Raw genomic sequence first — 18,633 nt, 5'->3', positions numbered from 1 at the left:
ATCGCCGCGCCGGTCGATCAACTGGAACGCGCCGGCTCCGCTGGTCGATGGCGACCGATGGCGTAGAAGCGCTCGCGCCGCTGGCGGCGGAGCTCGTCCGCGCTGAGGCCTTCCAGCCCGTGAAGCTCCGCCTCGACGGCGTCGCCGACCGAACCGATCGTCTCGCCGGAATCGGAGTGGGCGCCGCCCGGCGGTTCGGGAACCACTCGATCGACGATGTTGAGGCCGAGCAGATCCTGAGCGGTGATTTTCATGGCGCTCGCCGCCTCGCTGGGCGTGCTGGCGCCGCGCCAGAGGATGGAGTTGGCGCCTTCCGGGCTGATCACCGCATAGACCGAGTGCTCGAGCATCAGCACCTTGTTGGCCGCGGCTAGGGCCAGCGCCCCGCCTGACATGCCCTCGCCGGTGATCACCGCGATGTTGGCGACGCCCAGCGACAGGCCACGTTCGATGCAGCTGGCGATGGCCTGGGCGACGCCGCGCTCCTCGGACGCCGCGCCCGGATAGGCGCCGGCCGTGTCGGCGAAGCTGATCACCGGCAGATTGAACCGCTCGGCCAGGTCCATCAGCCGGAGGGCCTTGCGGTATCCCTCGGGGCGCGCGGCGCCGAAGTTGTGCTTCAGCCGCGTTGCGGTGTCGTGGCCCTTCTCGATGCCGATCGCCACGACCGGCCGCCCGCGGAAACGGCCCAGTCCGCCGACGACCGCCTGGTCGTCGGCGAAGCTGCGGTCGCCGCGCAGCTCGACGAACTCGTCGATGAGACCGGCCAGATAGTCGACGCAGTGCGGCCGCCCCGGATGCCGGGCCACCTGGGTCTTCTGCCAGGCGTCCAGGGACCTGAAGGTGTTCCGGCGCAGTTCGTCGGCCCGGGTCCGCATCGCCTCGAGCTCGGCCTCCAGGCTCGCCGAGCCCAGCGTCTCCGCCAGCCTGGCGAGCTCAGCGATCCTGGCTTCCAGTTCCGCGATCGGTCGTTCGAACTCTAGTTGCTGCAACTAGGCCTCCCCCGCTTGGGGGGCGGCCATCGCCTCGATCGCCGCCTTTTCGGCGGGCCAGCGGTCGAATGTCATCAGGATTTGCTGCGCCGTGGCGTCGGCGATCAATTGGCCATCGCCGCGCCGGAACTCGGCGCGGACGGTGATCAGCTGGCGGGTCTCAGCGACCACGCGGGCTTCGATGGCCAGTGGATGGGCGCGGCCTACTTTCAGGAAGTTGAGCTGCAGGTTGACGGTGCGAAACAGCCGATCGTCGGGAACGACCGTCATCGTCGCGAACGACAGGACCTGATCCGCCAAGGCCGCGAGATAGCCGCCGAACAGCGAGCCGTCTGTGGTCGCCAACTCAGGTGCGGGACTCCAGGATTTCCGCACCCAGCCCTCGCCCCAGTCGTCGATCAGGCCGAGCTTCAAGGTCTGTACGACGGGCGGCGGCGTGGCGCTCCCCGCTTTCAAGGCATCCAGCCGGTCGCTCGCCCAGGTCACTCGATCCTCCCCGAAAAGTGCTCGGGCGAAGGTAGGGGCGTCGCGCGGGCTCTGTTACTCAACTTACAAAGCCGGGAGCGATCGGAGGGAGCGGACATGAGCATCGTTGAAAATGCTCGCAAAACACCGCGTCAGCAGAGGGCGAGGGACTCGGTCGACGTCGTTCTGGAGGCGGCGGCTCAAGTCTTGGAGGCGACTGGCGAGGCTGGTTTCAACACCAACGCTGTGGCCGAGCGGGCCGGCGTCAGCATCGGCACGCTCTATCGCTACTTCCCGGACAAGCGCTCGATCCTCCAGGCGCTTGCGCTCCGCGAGACCGAGGCGCATCGCCAGGCGGTGATGGACGTGCTGGAGGGCGGCAGCCCTGGCGTGGCGCGGGATCGGGCGATCATTCGCGCCTTCGTGCAGGCCTTCGCCGGCCGCAGCCAGGCGCGGCGGATCGCCGTCTCGGCCCTTCTGGCCCATGCCGATCACGGCGAGCTGGCGGCGAAGTTCGCAGCGGTGGAAGACGGCATGACCGATGCCGAGGGCCGCCCGCTCACCGCGGTCCAGGCCTTCGTGCTCGGCCGAGCGGTGCAGGGCGCGATGCGCGCCGCCGTGCTGGAGGGGGTCGATTTCCTCCAGAGCCAGGAGTTCGAGGACGAGCTGGTGCGGCTGGGACGCGCCTATCTGGGTTACGCGGCGTCAAAACCGCCGACGACCGCCTAGGAGCTTAGCTCGCCGTTCAACGCGGCGCCCAAACGCAAACGGCCGCCCCGGAGGGCGGCCGTTCGTCGATCTGTCGATGGTGCTGAAGCCTAGCGCGGGGCCAGGATCATGATCATCTGACGGCCTTCCATGCGCGGCTCGTACTCGACCTTGGCGACTTCGTCGAAGTCCGCCTTGACCTTCTGGAGCAGCTTCATGCCCAGTTCCGGGTGCGCCAGTTCACGACCGCGGAAGCGCAGGGTGACCTTCACCTTGTCGCCTTCCTCGAAGAACCGGTGCATCGCCTTGGTCTTCACTTCGTAGTCGTGAATGTCGATGTTCGGGCGGAGTTTGATCTCCTTGATCTCGACGACCTTCTGGCGCTTGCGGGCCTCGTTCTTCTTCTTCTGTTCCTGGAACTTGAACTTGCCGTAGTCCAGGATCTTGCAGACCGGCGGATCCGCGTTGGGCACGATCTCGACCAGGTCGAGGCCGGCTTCCACAGCGGCCTCCATGGCGCTCGACGTCGGCATCACGCCCTGCTTCTCGCCATGTTGGTCGATAAGCAGAACCTTGGGGACGCGGATCTCATCATTGATGCGCGGTCCGTCTTTGACGGGCGGCGCCTGCATGGGGCGGCGAATAGGCTTTCGCTCCTAGAGCTGTTGAAACACGTGCGGCCGGCAGCGTGGGGCTCCGGTCAGGTCGCCATATATGACGAAGGCGGTGGCCCCAATCAAGCGGTGCTAGGCCTGCGGCAGCAAAGCGTTCGCCGCCTGTAGGACCTCGGCCACAGAAAGGTCGCTCAGGCTGCCGGACCGCAGCACCGTCACATGTCCGCGCGGGGCGGCCAGTTCAGGGTCCGAGGCGCTGGAGAACAGCACCACCGTCGGGGCGCCGGTGGCCGCGGCCAGGTGCAGCGGGCCGGTGTCGTTGCCGACCACCAGCGCGGCCTTGGCGCCCAGCATGGCGACCTTGGCGAAGTCGGTGCGGCCGGTCAGGTCGCGGACATGGCCGACTTCGCGCTGGATCTGGCGGGCCAGGGCGCTTTCCTGCGGGCCGCCGATGATGACGATGTCGTAGCCGCGCTCGGCCAGGATCTTGCCCAGTTGGCCGTAGCGCTCGGCCGACCAGCGCTTGTCCAGCCGGTGGGCTGAGCCGCCGGGCACGAATAGGGCGTAGGGCTTGGGCCTGACCCCGCCCGGCACCGGCCGCGTCTGGCTCGGCTTGGGCAGCACCCACGACAGGTCTGGTCCCGGCGCGCTGCCGGGCTCGGTCGGGGCGTCGGGCCAGATGCCGGCGTACTTCAACTGGTCGGCGTGGCGCTCCAGCGTGTGCATCCGGTTGCGGTTGGGGTTCTTGTGCGGCAGCGAGCAGCCGGCCGCGATTCCGGACCATTCCGGCGGGAAGGGGGTCAGCAGGTGGAAGATCCGCGCCGACTGGGCCGAGGTCTGCAGGTCGTAGACCCGGTCGTACTTCGCCGCCTTCAGCCGCTTGCGCAGCGCCAGCCATTCGCCCAGTCCCTGCGGGCGCCCGTCGGTCTCCACCGCGTTGAAATAGGGGCAGGCCTTAGCCAGGCTTTCGAACGGCGGGGTGGTCAGCAGCGTGATGTGCGCGCGCTTGTGGACCTGGCGGATCTTCTTCATCGCCGCCAGCGCCAGCACGAAGTCGCCCAGCGCCGACAGCTTGATGACCAGGATCTTCTTGATCTCGCGCGACATCAGCCGTGGAATCCCGAACTGCGGGCGGCCAGCACGCGGGCGTAGGCGTCCAGCGTCGCCTCGCACATGGCGTCCACCGAATAGAGCCGGCGCGCACGGTTCGCGGCCGCCTGGCCCATGGCCGCCAGCCGCGGGCCGCCCATCTCGATCGCCTTGCCCATCGCCGTGGCCCAGGCGTCGGGGTCGTCGACCTTGACCAGCCAGCCGGTCTCGCCGTTCAGCACCGTCTCGGTGGTGCCGCCGTGGTCGGAGGCCAGCACCGGCTTGCCCATCACCTGCGGTTCGACCGCCGTGCGCCCGAACGATTCCGGCTTGGTGGTGGGCAGCATGGCGATGTCGCAGATCTGGTAGGCGGCCGGCATGTCGTCGCAATGGCCGACCAGCCGCACCTGTTCCGCCAGGTCCGCCGCGACGATCGCGGCCTCGACTTCCTCGCGATAGCCGGTGCGGCCCTGGTCGTCGCCGGCGAACAGGATCAGGAAGTCCTTGATCCCGCCGGCCCGCATGCGCTTGGCCGCCTCGATGATCAGCAGGTGGCCCTTGATCCGGGTCAGCCGCCCGGCCAGTAGCAGCTTCACGCGGCGGTCGCGGGCCTCCACGCCCCAGGCTTCGCGCAGCGCCTGCACGCGCTCGGGCGTCACCCAGCTGGGGTTGAAGCGCTCCAGGTCGATGCCGCGCGGGATCGAGACGATCCTGGCCGGGTCGAGCTTGTGCTCGGCCAGCACGTGGTCGCGCGTGTAGTCGGAATTGGCGATCACCAGGTCGCCGCGGGTCATCACCGCGTTGTACCAGCGCTTGACGCTGTTCTTGGCCCCGTAGACGCCGTGATAGGTCGCCACGAACGGCGTGCGCGTCGCTTGCGCCGCCCACAGCGCCGAGAACGCCGGCGCGCGGCTGCGGGCGTGGACGATCGACACCTTCTCCTTGCGGATCAGGTCGACCAGCCGCGCGGCGTTGCCCAGCATCACCAGCGGGTTCTTGGTCTGCACCGGCATCTGGGCCAGCCGCCCGCCGTCGGCTTCGAGCCGCGCGGCCATGCGCCCGCCACGGGTCGCGACCAGCGCCTTGCCGCCGGCGCGCACGACCGCGTTGGCCACGTCGATGGTGGTCTGTTCGGCCCCGCCGGTTTCGAGTTCCGGCACGACCTGCAGGAGAGTGAAGTCTGGGGGAAGCGTCACGAGGTTCTGCATAGCGCAAGCCTCGGTTTGGTAAACCCTCTGCGCGCGCTTAACGATGTCACATCCGCGCGTTATGACCGCTCCATGGCTGAGACGAGCGGATTTCTGGAACGGCCCGACGGGGCGAAACTGGCCTGGCGGTCGGTGGCGGGCGCGGGCCCGACCGTGGTCTGGCTGGGCGGCTTCCGCTCGGACATGGCCGGGACCAAGGCCCAGGCCCTGGCCGATTGGGCGCAGGCGCGCGGCCGCGCCTATGTCCGCTTCGACTACTTCGGCCACGGCGAGTCCGAGGGCGACTTCGCCAGGGGCACGATCACCCGCTGGCGCGACGACGCCCTGGCGGTGCTGGAGACCCTGGTCGAGGGACCGGCCGTGCTGGTCGGCTCGTCGATGGGCGGATGGATCTCCTGCCTGGTCGCCGGCGCGGCGCCCGAGCGTGTCGCCGCGATGGTGCTGATCGCTCCGGCGCCCGATTTCACCGAAAAGCTGATGGCCCCGGAAATGACCCCGGCCGACCGCGCTCAGATGGCCGCGACCGGCGTCTGGCTGCGGCCGTCCGAGTACGGCGAGCCCTATCCCATCGCCCGCGAGCTGCTCGAGGACGGGGCCCGCTGGTCGATCCTGCCGGGGCCGGTCAACATCGACTGCCCGGTCCGCATCCTGCAGGGCGGGGCCGATCCCGACGTGCCCTGGCGCCACGCCCTGGAGCTGGCCCAGGCGATCCGCGGCGAGGACGTGGTCTTCACCCTGATCAAGGACGGCGATCACCGGCTGTCGCGAGGCCAGGACCTCGCCCGCCTCACCGCGGCCCTCGACGAGCTCAGCGCCTAAACCATGGCCCCGTCACAGATCCCGAGCTTCTGGGAGGCGGCGCGGGTCTGGGCCCGTATCGGCTGCCTCAGCTTCGGCGGCCCGGCCGGCCAGATCGCCCTGATGCACAAGGTGCTGGTCGAGGAGCGCGGCTGGATCGGCGAGCGGCGGTTCCTGCACGCCCTCAACTACTGCATGCTGCTGCCGGGCCCCGAGGCCCAGCAGCTGGCCACCTATGTCGGCTGGCTCATGCATCGCACCGCCGGCGGGCTGCTGGCCGGGCTGCTGTTCGTGATCCCCGGCGCCCTGGTGATGCTCGGCCTCAGCATCGCCTACGTGCTGCTCGGGGCCACGCCGCTGGCCGCGGCCCTGTTCCTCGGCGTGAAGTCGGCGGTGCTGGCCATCGTGGTCGAGGCGGTGCTGCGCGTCGGCCGCCGGGCGCTCAAGACCCGCGCCGCCGTGCTGATCGCGGTCGCCGCCTTCCTCGCCCTCTACGCTCTGCGCGTCCCGTTCCCGATCGTGATCCTCGCCGCGGGCCTGCTCGGCTGGTTCGCGCCCGCCCTGATGGCGCCGCCGGCCCAGGGCCAGGACGCTCCGGACGCGCCCGACCTCGTCGACGCGGTGGTCGCTGCGGGGCAAGGCGGGCACCTGGCGCCGTCGCGCGGCCGCGCCCTGCGGGTCCTGGCGGTCTGGCTGCCGGTCTGGCTCGCGCCCGTCGCCGTGCTGTTCCTGCTGACCGGCGAGGCCAGCGTCTGGACGCGGCTGGCCGGCTTCTTCTCGACCATGGGCGTGGTCACCTTCGGCGGCGCCTATGCGGTGCTGTCCTACGTCGCCCAGGCCGCCGTCGACGGCTTCGGCTGGTTGCGCCCCGGCGAGATGGCCGACGGCCTGGGCCTGGCCGAAACCACGCCCGGCCCGCTGATCCTGGTGCTGCAGTTCGTCGGCTTCCTGGCCGCCTACCGCCAGGCCGGCGACCTTGACCCGCTGGCGGCCGGAACCCTCGGGGCGCTGCTGACCACCTGGGTCACCTTCGCGCCGTGCTTCCTCTGGATCTTCCTCGGCGCGCCCTATGTCGAGGCGCTGCGCGGCCACCGCGCCGCCGCTGCCGCGCTCGCCGCCATCACCGCCGCGGTGGTCGGCGTCATCGCCAACCTCGCCCTGTGGTTTGGCCTGCACCTGCTGTTCGGCGAGGTCGTGCGGCTCGGCGGCTGGGGCCCCGACGTCCCGGTCCTGGCCAGCTTCGACTGGCGCCCCGCGCTGCTGGCCGCGGCGGCCGCGATCGCCATGCTGCGTTTCAAGGCCGGCCTGACCGTGACCCTGATCGCCTGTGCGCTCGGCGGCCTGGCGCTCGGATCGCTCTAGAGCAATTCCTCCCCTGCTGGGGGAGGTGGATCGGCGCGGAGCGCCGAGACGGAGGGGGACTGCCGACTCAGCAAACCCCCTCAGTCAGCCTGCGGCTGACAGCTCCCCCAGCGGTGGAGCAATCGGCGTCAGCCCGTCCCCGCCAGGATCGCGGCGAGCCCTTCGCGATAGGTCGGATAGGCCGGTCGCCAGCCCAGCTCGGCCTTGGCCCGTGCGTTCGAGACCCGGCGGTTCTCGCGGTAGAACCGCTGCGCCTTGACCGGCAGGGCGTCGATGTCCAGCGGCGTCAACGGCGGCGGCTCCAGGCCCAGCAGGCGGGCCGCATGGGCGATGACCTCGCTGTTGGCGGCCGGCGCGTCGTCGACGAGGTTGTAGATCCCGCCGGCCCGCGGCCGGGCGATCGAGGCCTCCAGCCCCGCCGCCACGTCGTCGACATGCACGCGTCCCACCACGTGGCCAGGGGCGTCATAGCGTTTGGCGCGGCCCTCGCGCAGGCGATCGAACGCCGAGCGTCCGGGGCCGTAGATCCCAGGCAGCCGGTGAACGGTGACGGTCAGGCCCATGCCGCGTCCGACCTCCAGCCAGTCGCGCTCGGCCGCCACCCGCCGCGCGCCTTCCGGCGATTGCGCCGCCAGCCGGCCGTCCTCGAACGCCCAGCCGCCGCGCCGGTCGCCATAGACGCCGGTGGTCGAGAGGTAGCCGATCCAGTCGGGAAACGCCCCGGCCTTGGCCAGGGCCGGAACCAGCACCTGCAGCGCCGGGCAGCCCTCGGGGCGCGGCGGCGGGGTCACCAGCACCGCCTGCACGTCGGCCAGCCGTTCGGCGATCGCCTGCTTGTCTTCGGCCGGCAGGGGCTCGACGCCCTCGGCGCGCATCGCCTTGGCGGCGGCCGGATCGCGCCACGTGGCCGCCACGTCCCAGCTCGCAGCCTTCATCCGCCGCGCCGTGGCGCGTCCAACGAAGCCGTAGCCGTAGACCAGCAGGCGCACCGAACGTCCTCCTAGAGCAGCTCCGTGATCGCCTGGCGGGCGGCGTCGGCGAATTCCGGACGCTGCAAGGCGAAAGCGACATTGGCCCGCAGCAGGCCGATCTTGTCGCCGCAGTCATAGGTCACGCCGTCATATTCCAGGGCGTGGAAATCCTGGTCCTTCATCAGCTCGATCATCGAGTCGGTCAGCTGGATCTCGCCGCCCGCGCCCTTGCCCTGGCGCTCCAGCAGCGGGAAGATTTCGGGCTGCAGGATGTAGCGGCCGGAGATGATCAGGTTCGACGGCGCGGTGCCGGGCTTGGGCTTCTCGACCATCGCGGTCATCCGGTTCAGCCGGCCCTCGCGCCCGTCCAGGGCGACGATGCCGTACTTGTGGGTCTCGCTCTCGGGCACCGGCTCGACCACCACGATGTTGCCGCCGACCTGGTCGTGGGCGGCCACCGCCTGGGCCAGGGCCGGGGTCTGCGCGGCCATCAGCATGTCGGGCAGGATCACCGCGAACGGCTCGTCGCCGATGATGTCGCGGGCGCACCAGACCGCGTGGCCCAGGCCCAGCGGCGCCATCTGGCGGATGAAGCTCATCGATCCGGGCGGCAGGATGTCCCGGCGCACCTCGGCCAGCACGTCAGTCTTGCCCTTGGCCTCCAGCGCGCCTTCGATCTCGGGGTTGCCGTCGAAATAGTCCTCGATCGGCCCCTGGCCGCGACTGGTGATGAACACGAAGTGCTCGATCCCGGCGGCCCGCGCCTCTTCGACGACATAGGACAGGATCGGTCGGTCGAAGACGTTCAGCAGGTTCTTCGGCGTGGCCCGCGCCACGGGCAGGACGCGGGTTCCCAGTCCAGCCACCGGCAGCACGGCCTTGCGCACACGTTTGGTCATCCAAGCTCTCCCGCATTCCCCCGTACGGGATGCTCGATAGGCGATGCCGCATCATGCCAGCCGAAAGTGGACATCAGGTTTCGACCAGGCTCAGGCATTGCATGATGGAAGAGCTTTGCAACGGATTGAGTTGCCTGAAAGCTAAGGTTTGTCTGTGGGCGCTTGAGCTCAAGCTCAGCTATGGCACGCTATTCAAAGGTGTTTCGTGATCGCGCGGCCGGAACTCACGAGGCCGTGAACGGTTCACGAGGCGCACTCACAGTTCGAATGAAGGGCTTTCCATGAAACTTCGCACCTACACCGCGCTCGCGGCCGCCTCGGCGCTCGCCTTGACCCTGGCCGCTTGCGGCAAGAAGGCGGAGGAGGCGGTTCCCGCCGATACGGCCGTGACGCCGCCGGTGGACAGCATGGCCGCGACGCCGCCGGCAGACTCGATGGCTGCGACCCCGCCGGCCGGCTCGATGGCGACCACGCCCCCGGCCGGCTCCATGACCGCGACGCCGCCGGCTACGGGTTCGATGGCGACCACCCCGCCGCCGGCCGTTGAAGTGCCGCCGGCCACCCCGCCGGCCAAGTAGGCCGCTACTCGACGGTCACCGACTTGGCCAGGTTGCGCGGCTGGTCGACATCCGCGCCCTTCTGGACGGCCACGTAATAGGCCAGCAACTGGATGGGCGCGGAGAAGACCAGCGGCGCGATCAACGGATCGCACTTGGGCGCGGTCACCACCACGCGCGCGCCGGCCGGCGCGCTGCGCTCGCCCTCGGGGTCGGTGATGAAGACGACCTGTCCGCCGCGGGCCATGACCTCGCTCATGTTCGAGGCGGATTTCTCGAAGTAGCTGTCGAAGGGCGCCAGGATCACGATCGGCGTCGCCTCGTCGACCAGGGCGATGGGGCCATGCTTCAGTTCGCCGGCGGCATAGCCCTCGGCGTGGATGTAGCTGATTTCCTTCAGCTTCAGGGCACCTTCCAGGGCCAGCGGGTACATCGGCCCGCGGCCCAGATAGAGCACGTCGCGCGCCTTCGACACCTCGACCGCGATGGCTCGCACGGCGTCTTCGAGGTTGATCGACTCGGCGATCAGCCGCGGCGCCTCCAGCAGCACCTTCACCAGCCGGTTCTCCTCGGCCTCGTCGATCTTGCCGCGGGCTCGCGCGGCGGCGACGGCCAGCGCGGTCAGCATGCTGACCTGGGCGGTGAAGGCCTTGGTCGAGGCGACGCCGATCTCGGGACCGCAATGGATCGGCCAGATCACGTCGGCCTCGCGGGCGATGGTCGACTCCACTGTGTTGACCAGGGCCGCGCTCGCCATGCCCTTGGCCTGGCAGTAGCGGAAGGCGGCCAGGGTGTCGGCGGTTTCGCCCGACTGCGAGATGGCGATGGCCAGCGAGCCCGGTCGCAGGGCCGGCTCGCGGTAGCGGAACTCCGAGGCGACCTCGACGTCGACCGGCAGGTCGGCCATCCGCTCGATCAGGTACTTGCCCAGCATGCCGGCGATGTAGGCCGTGCCGCAGGCGACGATCTGGATGCGCTCCAGCTTCGAGAAGTCGATGTTCCCGGGGATCGCGGTGCGGGCGGTCAGGGCGTCCACATAGGCCGCGATGGTGCGCTGAACGCCTTCGGGCTGGTCGTGGATCTCTTTTTCCATGAAGTGGCGATAGTTGCCCTTCTCCATGACCGCGGCCGAGGCGGCGAGCGTCTTGATCGGCCGGTCGGCCGGCGCGCCGCTGGCGTCGAAGATCTTCGCGCCGGCGTGGTCGATGATCACATAGTCGCCGTCGTCCAGGTAGGCGACGCGGTTGGTGAAGGGGCCCAGGGCCATGCCGTCCGAGCCGACGAACATCTCGCCGTCGCCATAGCCGACCGCCAGCGGCGGGCCGTTGCGCGCGCCCATGATCACGTCGCCGTCGCCGGTCACCAGCACGGCCAGGGCGTAGGCGCCGCTCAGCCGGTCCAGGGTCGCCTTGAAGGCGGCCAGCGGCTCCAGGCCGCTCGCCAGGTTTTCGTCGAGCAGGTGGGCGACCACCTCGCTGTCGGTGTCGCTGGCGAACACGCGGCCCTTGGCCTGCAACTCGGCCTTCAGTTCGGCGAAGTTCTCGATGATGCCGTTGTGGACCACCGCCACGCGCCCGGCGATGTGCGGGTGGGCGTTGCGTTCGGTCGGCGCGCCATGGGTGGCCCAGCGGGTGTGGCCGATGCCGGTCGCCGCGACCAGCGGCTCGCGTTCCAGCACCGCTTCCAGCTCGCGCAGCTTGCCGGGCGCGCGGCGGCGCTCCAGCACGCCGTTCACCTGCGCGGCGACGCCGGCGCTGTCATAGCCGCGATATTCCAGGCGCTTAAGGCTTTCGACCAGGCGCCCGGCCACCGGGGACTTGCCGACGATTCCGATGATGCCGCACATGCCGCCGTGGTTCCTTTCGCCGCTCGAAAGCGTGATAATCCTGCGTCGCCTTTAGCATTCGCAAACGCGGCGTCGACTAAATCTGAGTTTCGCATCGTTTCGGGAACACGAATGTCCAAACGCGCCTATTTCGGCACCGACGGTATCCGCGGCCAGGCCAACAGCCATCCGATGACCGCCGAAGTCGCCCTGCGCGTCGGCCTCGCCGCCGCCAAGCTGTTCAAGTCCCAGGACGAGCGCCGGCACCTGGTGGTGATCGGCAAGGACACCCGCCTCTCCGGCTACATGGTCGAACCGGCCCTGGTCGCCGGTTTCGCCAGCGTCGGCATGGACGTGCGCCTGCTTGGCCCGATGCCGACCCCGGGCGTGGCGATGATGACGCGGTCGCTGCGCGCCGACCTCGGCGTGATGATCTCGGCCTCGCACAACCACTACACCGACAACGGCATCAAGCTGTTCGGCCCCGACGGCTACAAGCTGTCGGACGAACGGGAACTCGAGATCGAGGCCCTGATGGGCCAGACCCTGCACGAAGGCCTCGCTCCGCCGACCGAACTCGGCCGCGTCGCGCGCGTCGACGACAGCCAGGCCCGCTATGTGGAGATCGCCAAGGCGACCTTCCCGCGCCGCCTGTCGCTCTCGGGCCTGCGCGTCGTCATCGATTGCGCCAACGGCGCGGCCTACAAGGTCGCCCCGGTGGTGCTCTACGAACTGGGCGCCGAGGTCATCAAGATCGGGGTCAGCCCGGACGGCACCAACATCAACGAAGACTGCGGCTCGACCCATCCGGAAGCGGTCGCCCGCGCGGTCAAGGAGTTCCGCGCCGACATCGGCATCGCCCTGGACGGCGACGCCGACCGGCTGATCATCTGCGACGAGAAGGGCCACGTGGTCGACGGCGACCAGATCATGGCCCTGATCGCCGACTACTGGGCGGGTCGCGACCGGCTCAACGGCGGCGGCGTGGTCGCCACCGTGATGTCGAACCTCGGCCTCGAACGCTTCCTGGCCGCCCGCAATCTCAAGCTCGAACGCACCAAGGTCGGCGACCGCTACGTCATGGCCCGCATGCGCGAAGGCGGCTTCAACCTCGGCGGCGAACAGTCCGGGCATATGATCATGTCCGACTTCTCGACCACGGGCGACGGCCTGCTGGCCGCGCTGCAGGTGCTCGCGGTGCTCAAGGACTCCGACAAGCCGATGAGCGAGCTGGCCCGCCAGTTCGAGCCGGTGCCGCAGATCCTCGAGAACGTCCGCTTCGCCGGCGGCAAGCCGCTGGAGACCGAACACGTCAAGGGCGTCATCGCCGACGCCGAGCAGCGCCTCAACGGCAGCGGCCGCATCGTGGTCCGCGCCTCGGGCACCGAGCCCCTGATCCGGGTCATGGCCGAGGGCGACGACGAGAAACTGGTCCACGCGGTGGTCAAGGACATCGTCGGCGCGGTGAAGAAGGCGGCGGCCTGATGGGCGACCTGGCCGCCTTCATCCGCGGCCTGCCCAAGGCCGAGTTGCACTTGCACATCGAGGGCAGCCTCGAGCCCGAGCAGATGTTCGAGCTCGCCCGGCGCAACGGCGTCGATCTGCCCTTCGCCAGCGTCGAGGAGGTCCGCGCCGCCTACGCCTTCTCCAACCTGCAGGACTTCCTGGACATCTATTACCAGGGCGCCCAGGTGCTGCTGACCCAGCAGGACTTCCACGACCTCGCCATGGCCTATTTCCGCAGGGTCGCCGCCGACGGGACGCGTCACGCCGAGATCTTCTTCGACCCGCAGACCCACACCGACCGCGGCGTGCCGTTCGCCGTGGTGATCGACGGCCTGCTGTCGGGCATGGACGAGGCCGAGCGGACCCTCGGGGTCACCTCCAAGCTGATCCTCTGCTTCCTGCGCCACCTGTCGGAAGAGGCGGCGTTCGAGGCCCTGGAGCAGGCGCGGCCCTATCTCGACCGCATCGCCGGGGTCGGGCTCGATTCCTCCGAGGTCGGGCACCCGCCCGCCAAGTTCGCCCGGGTCTTCGCGGCCGCCCGCAAGCTCGGCCTCAAGGTCGTGGCCCATGCCGGCGAGGAGGGGCCGCCCGACTATGTCTACGAGGCGCTCGACCTGCTGGAGGTCGACCGCATCGACCATGGCAACCGCGCCCTGGAAGACGACGCCCTGACCGAGCGGCTGGCGCGCGAGGGCATGACCCTGACGGTCTGCCCGCTGTCCAACCTCAAGCTCTGCGTGGTCGACGACCTCGCCGCCCATCCGCTCAAGCGGATGCTGGACCTCGGCCTGCGCGCGACGATCAACTCCGACGACCCGGCCTATTTCGGCGGCTATCTCGGCCAGAACTGGATCGAGACGGCGCAGGCCCTGGACCTGTCGCGCGAGGACCTGATCACGCTGGCGAAGAACAGCTTCACCGGCTCGTTCCTCGCGCCCGACGAGATCGCCCGCCACCTGGCCGAGATCGACGCCTACGCGGCCCGCTCCTAATTGCTCCCCCTCCTGGGGGAGCTGTCAGCCGACCGGCTGACTGAGCGGGCTTGCTGCTTCAGCAAGTTGAGAGTGGTCCCCCTCCGTCTCGATGCTCCCGCCCAAGAGGGGAGGAACTGGTCCTCAAGTTGCTCCCCCTCTGGGGGAGCTGTCAGCCGAATGGCTGACTGAGGGGGACTTCCGATTCGTCTGTCTCGATCAAGCCTCCAGCGCCAGCAGCGCGAAGGTCGCCAGCCAGTGCTCGCCCATATAGTCCCCGGCCACGTGCTCCAGGCCCGCGGCCAGGTGTTCGTCGGCCGCCGCCTGCGCAACGCGCCGCGCCGGATCGGTCAGGGCCAGCGACTTGCAGATCGAGCGCCAGCACCACGCTCGGCTGAGGTTCAATCCATCCAGATGGGCGATCTTGCCGTCGCTGCGGTCGCTGACCGTGGCCGGCGTGAACAAGGTCGCCGGAAGCCGCTCGGCGGCCTCCGGCAGGTATCTGGAGAACCAGGCCCGAAAATCTGCCGATGGCAGCACCCGGCGCAGGCATTCGGCTTCCATCAATGTCGGCGACAGGAAGTCGTCGCCGCTCGGCTCCCAGGCGTTGGCGCCGGCGTCGCCGAGGTACCAGCCGCGGGCCGTCGTCTCGACCATCCGGGCCAGCTCGTGGTCGCCGACCTCGCCCGCGTATTCGTGCGCCAGGGCAAGCGCAAACGCTGTGTTGTAATGGGTTCCGGTGCGGATCGGGTAGGTCGCCTTGGGCAGGAACGCCTTGAACCGATCGGCGAAAGCCTGGGCCAGAGGACGCAGGTTGGCGGCCCATGGCCGCCCCTCGTGGCGCTCCAGTTCGGCGGCCAACATCAGCAGCCAGGCCCATCCATAAGGCCGCTCGAACCCGGCGCTGGTCGGCCGCCGCAGGTAGGCGAGCTCGCCAGCGACCTTCTCGGGGGTGATCATCTCGTTGAACAGGCTGACGATTTCGTCACCGGCAGGCAGATCGGCAACCTGCCGAAGCAGGGTCGCGAGCAGCCAGTAGCCGTGCACGCACGAATGCCAATCGAAGCTGCCGTGGAAGATCGGATGCAGCATCCGCGGGGGCAGCACGTCCTCGTCGCCGGCCAGCACCTGGTCGAGCTTGAAGGGGTAGGGCCGTCGCACATGGCCCAGCGCCAGCCGCGCGAATTTTTCGGCAAGTGCTTGATTAAGTTCAGAAGCGGAAGACGAGGACATACATCAGCGCCGTGTTGGCCAGCAGGAGGATGAGGGCGGTCGGGACCTGGGCGCGGATCACGCCGTTGCGGTCCTTCAGCTCCAGCAGCGCCGCCGGGACGATGTTGAAGTTGGCGGCCATCGGCGTCATCAGCGTTCCGCAGAAGCCCGAGAGCATCCCGATCGCGCCCATGATCGCCGGATCGCCGCCAAACCTTTGAACGATAAGCGGAAGTCCGATCCCCGCGGTCATCACTGGGAACGCCGCAAAGGCGTTGCCCATGACCATCGTGAAGATCGCCATCCCGAAGGTGTAGGCCGCCACCGCCGCCAGGCGGCTCCCGTCCGGCAGCCATTGGCCGGCCAGTTGGCCGATCACCGCCCCGACTCCGGCGGCGGCGAATACCGCCCCCAGCGCCGCCAGCATCTGCGGCAGCACCGCGGCCCAGCCGACCGTATCGAGCAGCCGGCGGCCTTCCTGCAAAGGGGTTGCGGGACGCGCGCGCAGCATCGGCATGGCGATCGCCAGGGCGACCAACACCCCGAGGATCAGCGAGACCAGGGTCGCCTGCTTGGGATCGACGAGCCCCGCCAGCTCCGGGCGCTTGAAGAGGAAGGTTCCGGCCAGGGCCGTGGCCGGGATCGCCAAGGCGGGCAGGAACAGGCGGTTGCCCAGCCGCGCAGCGCTCTCGGCGCGCTCGGTCGGACCGGTCGTCGCCGGTTCGCCGCGGCCCAGACCGCCGAAGCCGGCGACGGCGACCATAGCGATGACGATCAAGCCGTTGGCGAAATCGGGCAGGTGCGAGCCGAACAGGAAGCTCATCGCGAACAGGCCCCAGAAGGCGGTGTTCTTCCAGCGCTTGGGGTTGCTGGCGTCGCGGGCGCTGAGCACGGCGACGGCGGCGAAGAACGCCCCGCCGACGACATAGAGGACCTCCAGCCCGATCATGCCCGGCCCTCCGCCAGGGTTCGCGCCAGCCGCCGGTCGAGCAGCATCAGCCGGGTTCCGTGCACGAGCAGCGCCACGATCGCCGTCGGGATCGCCCAGACCGAAAGCTGCAAGGGCTCGACGATGATTCCATTCTGCTCGAGGAAGCCCTTGATCAGCAGGATCGAGGCGATGGCGATGAAGATGTCCTCGCCGAAGAACAGCGCGACGTTGTCGGCCGCCGCGGCGTGGGCGCGGACCGTCTGGCGGACGTCGTCGGGCAGGGGGCCATGGTGGGTTTCGGCGGCGGCCTCGGCCATCGGCGCGATCAGCGGGCGCACCATCTGGGCGTGACCGCCGAGCGAGGTCAGGCCGAGCGCCGCGGTCGCCTGCCGCAGGATGAAATAGAGCAGCAGCAGGCGTCCGACGGTGGCCGCCTGGACCTGGCCGATCAGGCTCTTGGCGCGCTCCTGCAGCCCGGCCCGCTCGAGCAGGCCGATGACCGGCAGCACGACCCAGACCACTGAGACGTAACGGTTTTCCTTGAACGCCTTGCCGAAGGTCTCGATCACCTCGACAGGGCCCATGCCGCCGGCCAGCCCCGTGACGAGCGCCGCGACGGTGACCACCAGCAGCGGGTTCAGCCGGGCCATGAAGCCGACCACGACGACGGCGATGCCGATCAATGGAAGCAAAGCTTGCGGGCTCCTCGCATGCGCGCCGACAAGCGCGCAGGTCGTGAACTCTAACCGCCGCCGTGCGTCGCGTAATCGCAGGAAGAGCCAAGGTTGGCTGAGTTATCCACAGTGAAGATCGGTGCGGGTGCGATCTCTGTTCTTGCGCCTATTTGTCGCGCGCGACCGCGGGTCTTTGCAGATGGGTTAATTCGTGTCAGCCTCTTCCCGTCCCCACCGCTCGACCGGCGGGGATCAAAGAAAAGTCTGGGAGCGAAACATGCCACGACCCGTCGCCTTTGGAGGCGCATCGCGGGGAGCTGCTCGGGGCCTGACCTCGATCGCCTGCCTCGCCTTTGTCGGAATGCTCGCCATCGCCTTCTGGGCCGGCGCTCTTTGGATCGGCAACACCCTCATTCGCGTGCTGGCCGGTTGACGCGAAAAAGGCGGCGCCCGTGCGAGCGCCGCCTTCGGTACTCGGATTGTCGATCTTCTAGGCGCGGCCGATCGAGGCGTACTTGAAGCCGCGTCCGCGCACGTCGTCCGGGCGATAGATATTGCGCAGGTCGATCAGCGCCGGGGTCTTCATGACGTCCTTCACGCGGTCGAGGTCCAGCGCCCGGAATTGATCCCACTCGGTGATGATCACCAGCGCGTCGGCGCCGGCCGCCGCCTCATAGGAATCCGACTTGAACTCGACGCCGGGCAGCATGTGCTTGGCCTCGTGCGCGCCTTCGGGGTCGAAGGCCTGGACCTTGGCGCCCAGGGCCTGCAGGGCCGGGATGATGTCCAGGCTCGGCGCGTCGCGCATGTCGTCGGTGTTCGGCTTGAAGGTCAGGCCCAGCACGCCGATGGTCTTGCCCGTCAGGTCGCCGGCCATGGTGTCGGCGACCTTCGCCGCCATGGCCTTCTTGCGCGCATCGTTCACCGCGACGGTGGTTTCGATCAGCCGCGTCGGCGCGCCGGCGTCGGCGGCGGTGCGGACCAGGGCCAGGGTGTCCTTCGGGAAGCACGAGCCGCCGTAGCCGGGACCGGCGTGGAGGAACTTTCCGCCGATCCGCTTGTCGAGACCGATGCCGCGGGCGACCTGCTGCACGTCGGCGCCCACCGCCTCGCAGAGGTCGGCCATCTCGTTGATGAAGGTGATCTTCATGGCGAGGAAGGCGTTGGCTGCGTACTTGATCAACTCGCTCGTGCGCCGGCCCGTGAACAGGATCGGCGTTTCGTTGAGGAACAGCGGGCGGTAGAGCTCGGTCATGACCGGGCGGGCGCGCTCATCCTCCATGCCCACCACCACGCGGTCGGGGCGCTTGAAGTCCTCGATGGCCGCGCCTTCGCGCAGGAACTCGGGGTTCGAGACCACGGCGAACTGGGCGTCGGGGCGCCTGGCCTTCACGATGCGCTCGATCTCGTCGCCGGTGCCGACCGGCACGGTCGACTTGGTGACGATGACGGTGAAGCCGTCCAGCAGGCCGGCGATCTCTTCGGCAGCGGCGTGGACGAAGGACATGTCGGCGTGGCCGTCGCCGCGGCGCGAGGGCGTGCCGACGGCGATGAACACCGCGTCGGCCTTCTTCACGGCTTCGGCGGCGTCGGTGTCGAAGAACAGGCGCCCGGCCTGGACGTTCTTGGCCACCAGGACGTCGAGCCCTGGTTCATAGATCGGGATGCCGCCGGCGCGCAGGCGCTCGATCTTGCTGGCGTCCTTGTCGATGCAGGTCACCGTGTGACCGAAGTCGGCGAAACAGGCCCCGCTCACCAGGCCCACATAGCCGGTGCCGATCATAGTGACGTGCATGGGTTATCCTTGAGATCCGTTCCCGCCCCGTCTTTCACCACGCCGCGAGCGCCCCC

Annotated in this window: 19 protein-coding genes; 7 read left to right on the top strand and 12 right to left on the bottom strand. The window is 69.2% G+C overall.

Annotation, left to right across the window (positions count from 1 at the left end; translation table 11 throughout):
• Nucleotides 1-17 precede the first annotated feature (17 nt).
• The gene (locus ACSQ2H_RS18685; protein ID WP_436062879.1) at nucleotides 18-992 is read right to left on the bottom strand and encodes an acetyl-CoA carboxylase carboxyltransferase subunit alpha; all 975 of its coding nucleotides are present in this window, start codon (nucleotides 990-992) and stop codon (nucleotides 18-20) included.
• Nucleotides 993-1,478 carry a PaaI family thioesterase gene (locus ACSQ2H_RS18680; RefSeq protein ID WP_436062878.1) on the bottom strand — a complete coding sequence of 162 codons (486 nt, stop codon included), beginning with the start codon at nucleotides 1,476-1,478 and terminating at the stop codon, nucleotides 993-995.
• Between the two features lie 96 nt (nucleotides 1,479-1,574).
• Between ACSQ2H_RS18680 and ACSQ2H_RS18675 the strand changes: the two genes are divergently transcribed.
• Nucleotides 1,575-2,186: a TetR/AcrR family transcriptional regulator gene (locus ACSQ2H_RS18675; protein WP_436062877.1), complete on the top strand. Its 612-nt coding sequence runs from the start codon at nucleotides 1,575-1,577 to the stop codon at nucleotides 2,184-2,186.
• A gap of 89 nt (nucleotides 2,187-2,275) precedes the next feature.
• Here the strand turns inward: ACSQ2H_RS18675 and infC are convergent, their stop codons facing one another.
• The 3 genes from infC to ACSQ2H_RS18660 form a co-directional block, all read right to left on the bottom strand.
• Nucleotides 2,276-2,797 (bottom strand): translation initiation factor IF-3, encoded by a 522-nt coding sequence (infC, locus tag ACSQ2H_RS18670; protein WP_436062876.1) that lies wholly within the window; start codon nucleotides 2,795-2,797, stop codon nucleotides 2,276-2,278.
• 114 nt (nucleotides 2,798-2,911) lie between these two features.
• Nucleotides 2,912-3,886, bottom strand: coding sequence for a glycosyltransferase family 9 protein (locus tag ACSQ2H_RS18665; protein ID WP_436062875.1), 975 nt, complete (start codon nucleotides 3,884-3,886; stop codon nucleotides 2,912-2,914).
• On the bottom strand, nucleotides 3,886-5,064 hold the full coding sequence (locus ACSQ2H_RS18660; RefSeq protein WP_436062874.1) for a glycosyltransferase family 4 protein: 1,179 nt from the start codon (nucleotides 5,062-5,064) through the stop codon (nucleotides 3,886-3,888). Before ACSQ2H_RS18660 ends, ACSQ2H_RS18665 begins: the two co-directional genes overlap by 1 nt.
• Before the next feature lie 84 nt (nucleotides 5,065-5,148).
• Here ACSQ2H_RS18660 and ACSQ2H_RS18655 point away from each other — a divergent pair, with 84 nt between their 5' ends.
• On the top strand, nucleotides 5,149-5,895 hold the full coding sequence (locus tag ACSQ2H_RS18655; protein WP_436062873.1) for an alpha/beta fold hydrolase: 747 nt from the start codon (nucleotides 5,149-5,151) through the stop codon (nucleotides 5,893-5,895).
• Between the two features lie 3 nt (nucleotides 5,896-5,898).
• Entirely contained in the window at nucleotides 5,899-7,236 is a 1,338-nt protein-coding gene (chrA, locus tag ACSQ2H_RS18650; protein WP_436062872.1) for a chromate efflux transporter, read from the top strand.
• Between the two features lie 128 nt (nucleotides 7,237-7,364).
• Here the strand turns inward: chrA and ACSQ2H_RS18645 are convergent, their stop codons facing one another.
• Both ACSQ2H_RS18645 and ACSQ2H_RS18640 read right to left on the bottom strand, forming a co-directional pair.
• The gene (locus ACSQ2H_RS18645) at nucleotides 7,365-8,225 is read right to left on the bottom strand and encodes an SDR family oxidoreductase (protein WP_436062871.1); all 861 of its coding nucleotides are present in this window, start codon (nucleotides 8,223-8,225) and stop codon (nucleotides 7,365-7,367) included.
• 11 nt (nucleotides 8,226-8,236) lie between these two features.
• The gene (locus ACSQ2H_RS18640; protein ID WP_436062870.1) at nucleotides 8,237-9,106 is read right to left on the bottom strand and encodes a UTP--glucose-1-phosphate uridylyltransferase; all 870 of its coding nucleotides are present in this window, start codon (nucleotides 9,104-9,106) and stop codon (nucleotides 8,237-8,239) included.
• A 281-nt stretch (nucleotides 9,107-9,387) separates the two neighbouring features.
• On the opposite strand from ACSQ2H_RS18640, the gene ACSQ2H_RS18635 reads away from it, so the two are divergent.
• The gene (locus ACSQ2H_RS18635; RefSeq protein ID WP_436062869.1) at nucleotides 9,388-9,684 is read left to right on the top strand and encodes a hypothetical protein; all 297 of its coding nucleotides are present in this window, start codon (nucleotides 9,388-9,390) and stop codon (nucleotides 9,682-9,684) included.
• A gap of 4 nt (nucleotides 9,685-9,688) precedes the next feature.
• Here the strand turns inward: ACSQ2H_RS18635 and glmS are convergent, their stop codons facing one another.
• Nucleotides 9,689-11,509: a glutamine--fructose-6-phosphate transaminase (isomerizing) gene (gene glmS / locus ACSQ2H_RS18630; protein ID WP_436062868.1), complete on the bottom strand. Its 1,821-nt coding sequence runs from the start codon at nucleotides 11,507-11,509 to the stop codon at nucleotides 9,689-9,691.
• 111 nt (nucleotides 11,510-11,620) lie between these two features.
• On the opposite strand from glmS, the gene glmM reads away from it, so the two are divergent.
• A complete protein-coding gene (gene glmM / locus ACSQ2H_RS18625; protein ID WP_436062867.1) occupies nucleotides 11,621-12,973 on the top strand; it encodes a phosphoglucosamine mutase in 1,353 nt (450 codons plus the stop codon).
• The gene (locus ACSQ2H_RS18620) at nucleotides 12,973-13,986 is read left to right on the top strand and encodes an adenosine deaminase (RefSeq protein ID WP_436062866.1); all 1,014 of its coding nucleotides are present in this window, start codon (nucleotides 12,973-12,975) and stop codon (nucleotides 13,984-13,986) included. Before glmM ends, ACSQ2H_RS18620 begins: the two co-directional genes overlap by 1 nt.
• 198 nt (nucleotides 13,987-14,184) lie before the next feature.
• Here ACSQ2H_RS18620 and ACSQ2H_RS18615 read toward each other — a convergent pair whose 3' ends face one another.
• The 3 genes from ACSQ2H_RS18615 to ACSQ2H_RS18605 are packed head-to-tail and all read right to left on the bottom strand — an operon-like array spanning nucleotide 14,185 to nucleotide 16,800.
• Nucleotides 14,185-15,198, bottom strand: coding sequence for a DUF2891 domain-containing protein (locus tag ACSQ2H_RS18615; RefSeq protein ID WP_436062865.1), 1,014 nt, complete (start codon nucleotides 15,196-15,198; stop codon nucleotides 14,185-14,187).
• Nucleotides 15,176-16,126 carry a DUF979 domain-containing protein gene (locus tag ACSQ2H_RS18610; RefSeq protein ID WP_436062864.1) on the bottom strand — a complete coding sequence of 317 codons (951 nt, stop codon included), beginning with the start codon at nucleotides 16,124-16,126 and terminating at the stop codon, nucleotides 15,176-15,178. The genes ACSQ2H_RS18615 and ACSQ2H_RS18610 overlap by 23 nt, the downstream gene beginning before the upstream one ends.
• On the bottom strand, nucleotides 16,123-16,800 hold the full coding sequence (locus tag ACSQ2H_RS18605) for a DUF969 domain-containing protein (RefSeq protein ID WP_436062863.1): 678 nt from the start codon (nucleotides 16,798-16,800) through the stop codon (nucleotides 16,123-16,125). Before ACSQ2H_RS18605 ends, ACSQ2H_RS18610 begins: the two co-directional genes overlap by 4 nt.
• A gap of 259 nt (nucleotides 16,801-17,059) precedes the next feature.
• On the opposite strand from ACSQ2H_RS18605, the gene ACSQ2H_RS18600 reads away from it, so the two are divergent.
• On the top strand, nucleotides 17,060-17,215 hold the full coding sequence (locus ACSQ2H_RS18600) for a hypothetical protein (protein ID WP_183771836.1): 156 nt from the start codon (nucleotides 17,060-17,062) through the stop codon (nucleotides 17,213-17,215).
• A gap of 57 nt (nucleotides 17,216-17,272) precedes the next feature.
• Here the strand turns inward: ACSQ2H_RS18600 and ACSQ2H_RS18595 are convergent, their stop codons facing one another.
• Entirely contained in the window at nucleotides 17,273-18,577 is a 1,305-nt protein-coding gene (locus ACSQ2H_RS18595) for a UDP-glucose dehydrogenase family protein (RefSeq protein ID WP_436062862.1), read from the bottom strand.
• Nucleotides 18,578-18,633: the final 56 nt, after the last annotated feature.

Origin of the sequence: Phenylobacterium sp. LjRoot97 (assembly GCF_964254345.1) — a bacterium.
In the GTDB taxonomy this organism is placed as follows: Bacteria; Pseudomonadota; Alphaproteobacteria; order Caulobacterales; family Caulobacteraceae; genus Phenylobacterium.
This window is presented reverse-complemented; position numbering and strand designations above follow the sequence as displayed.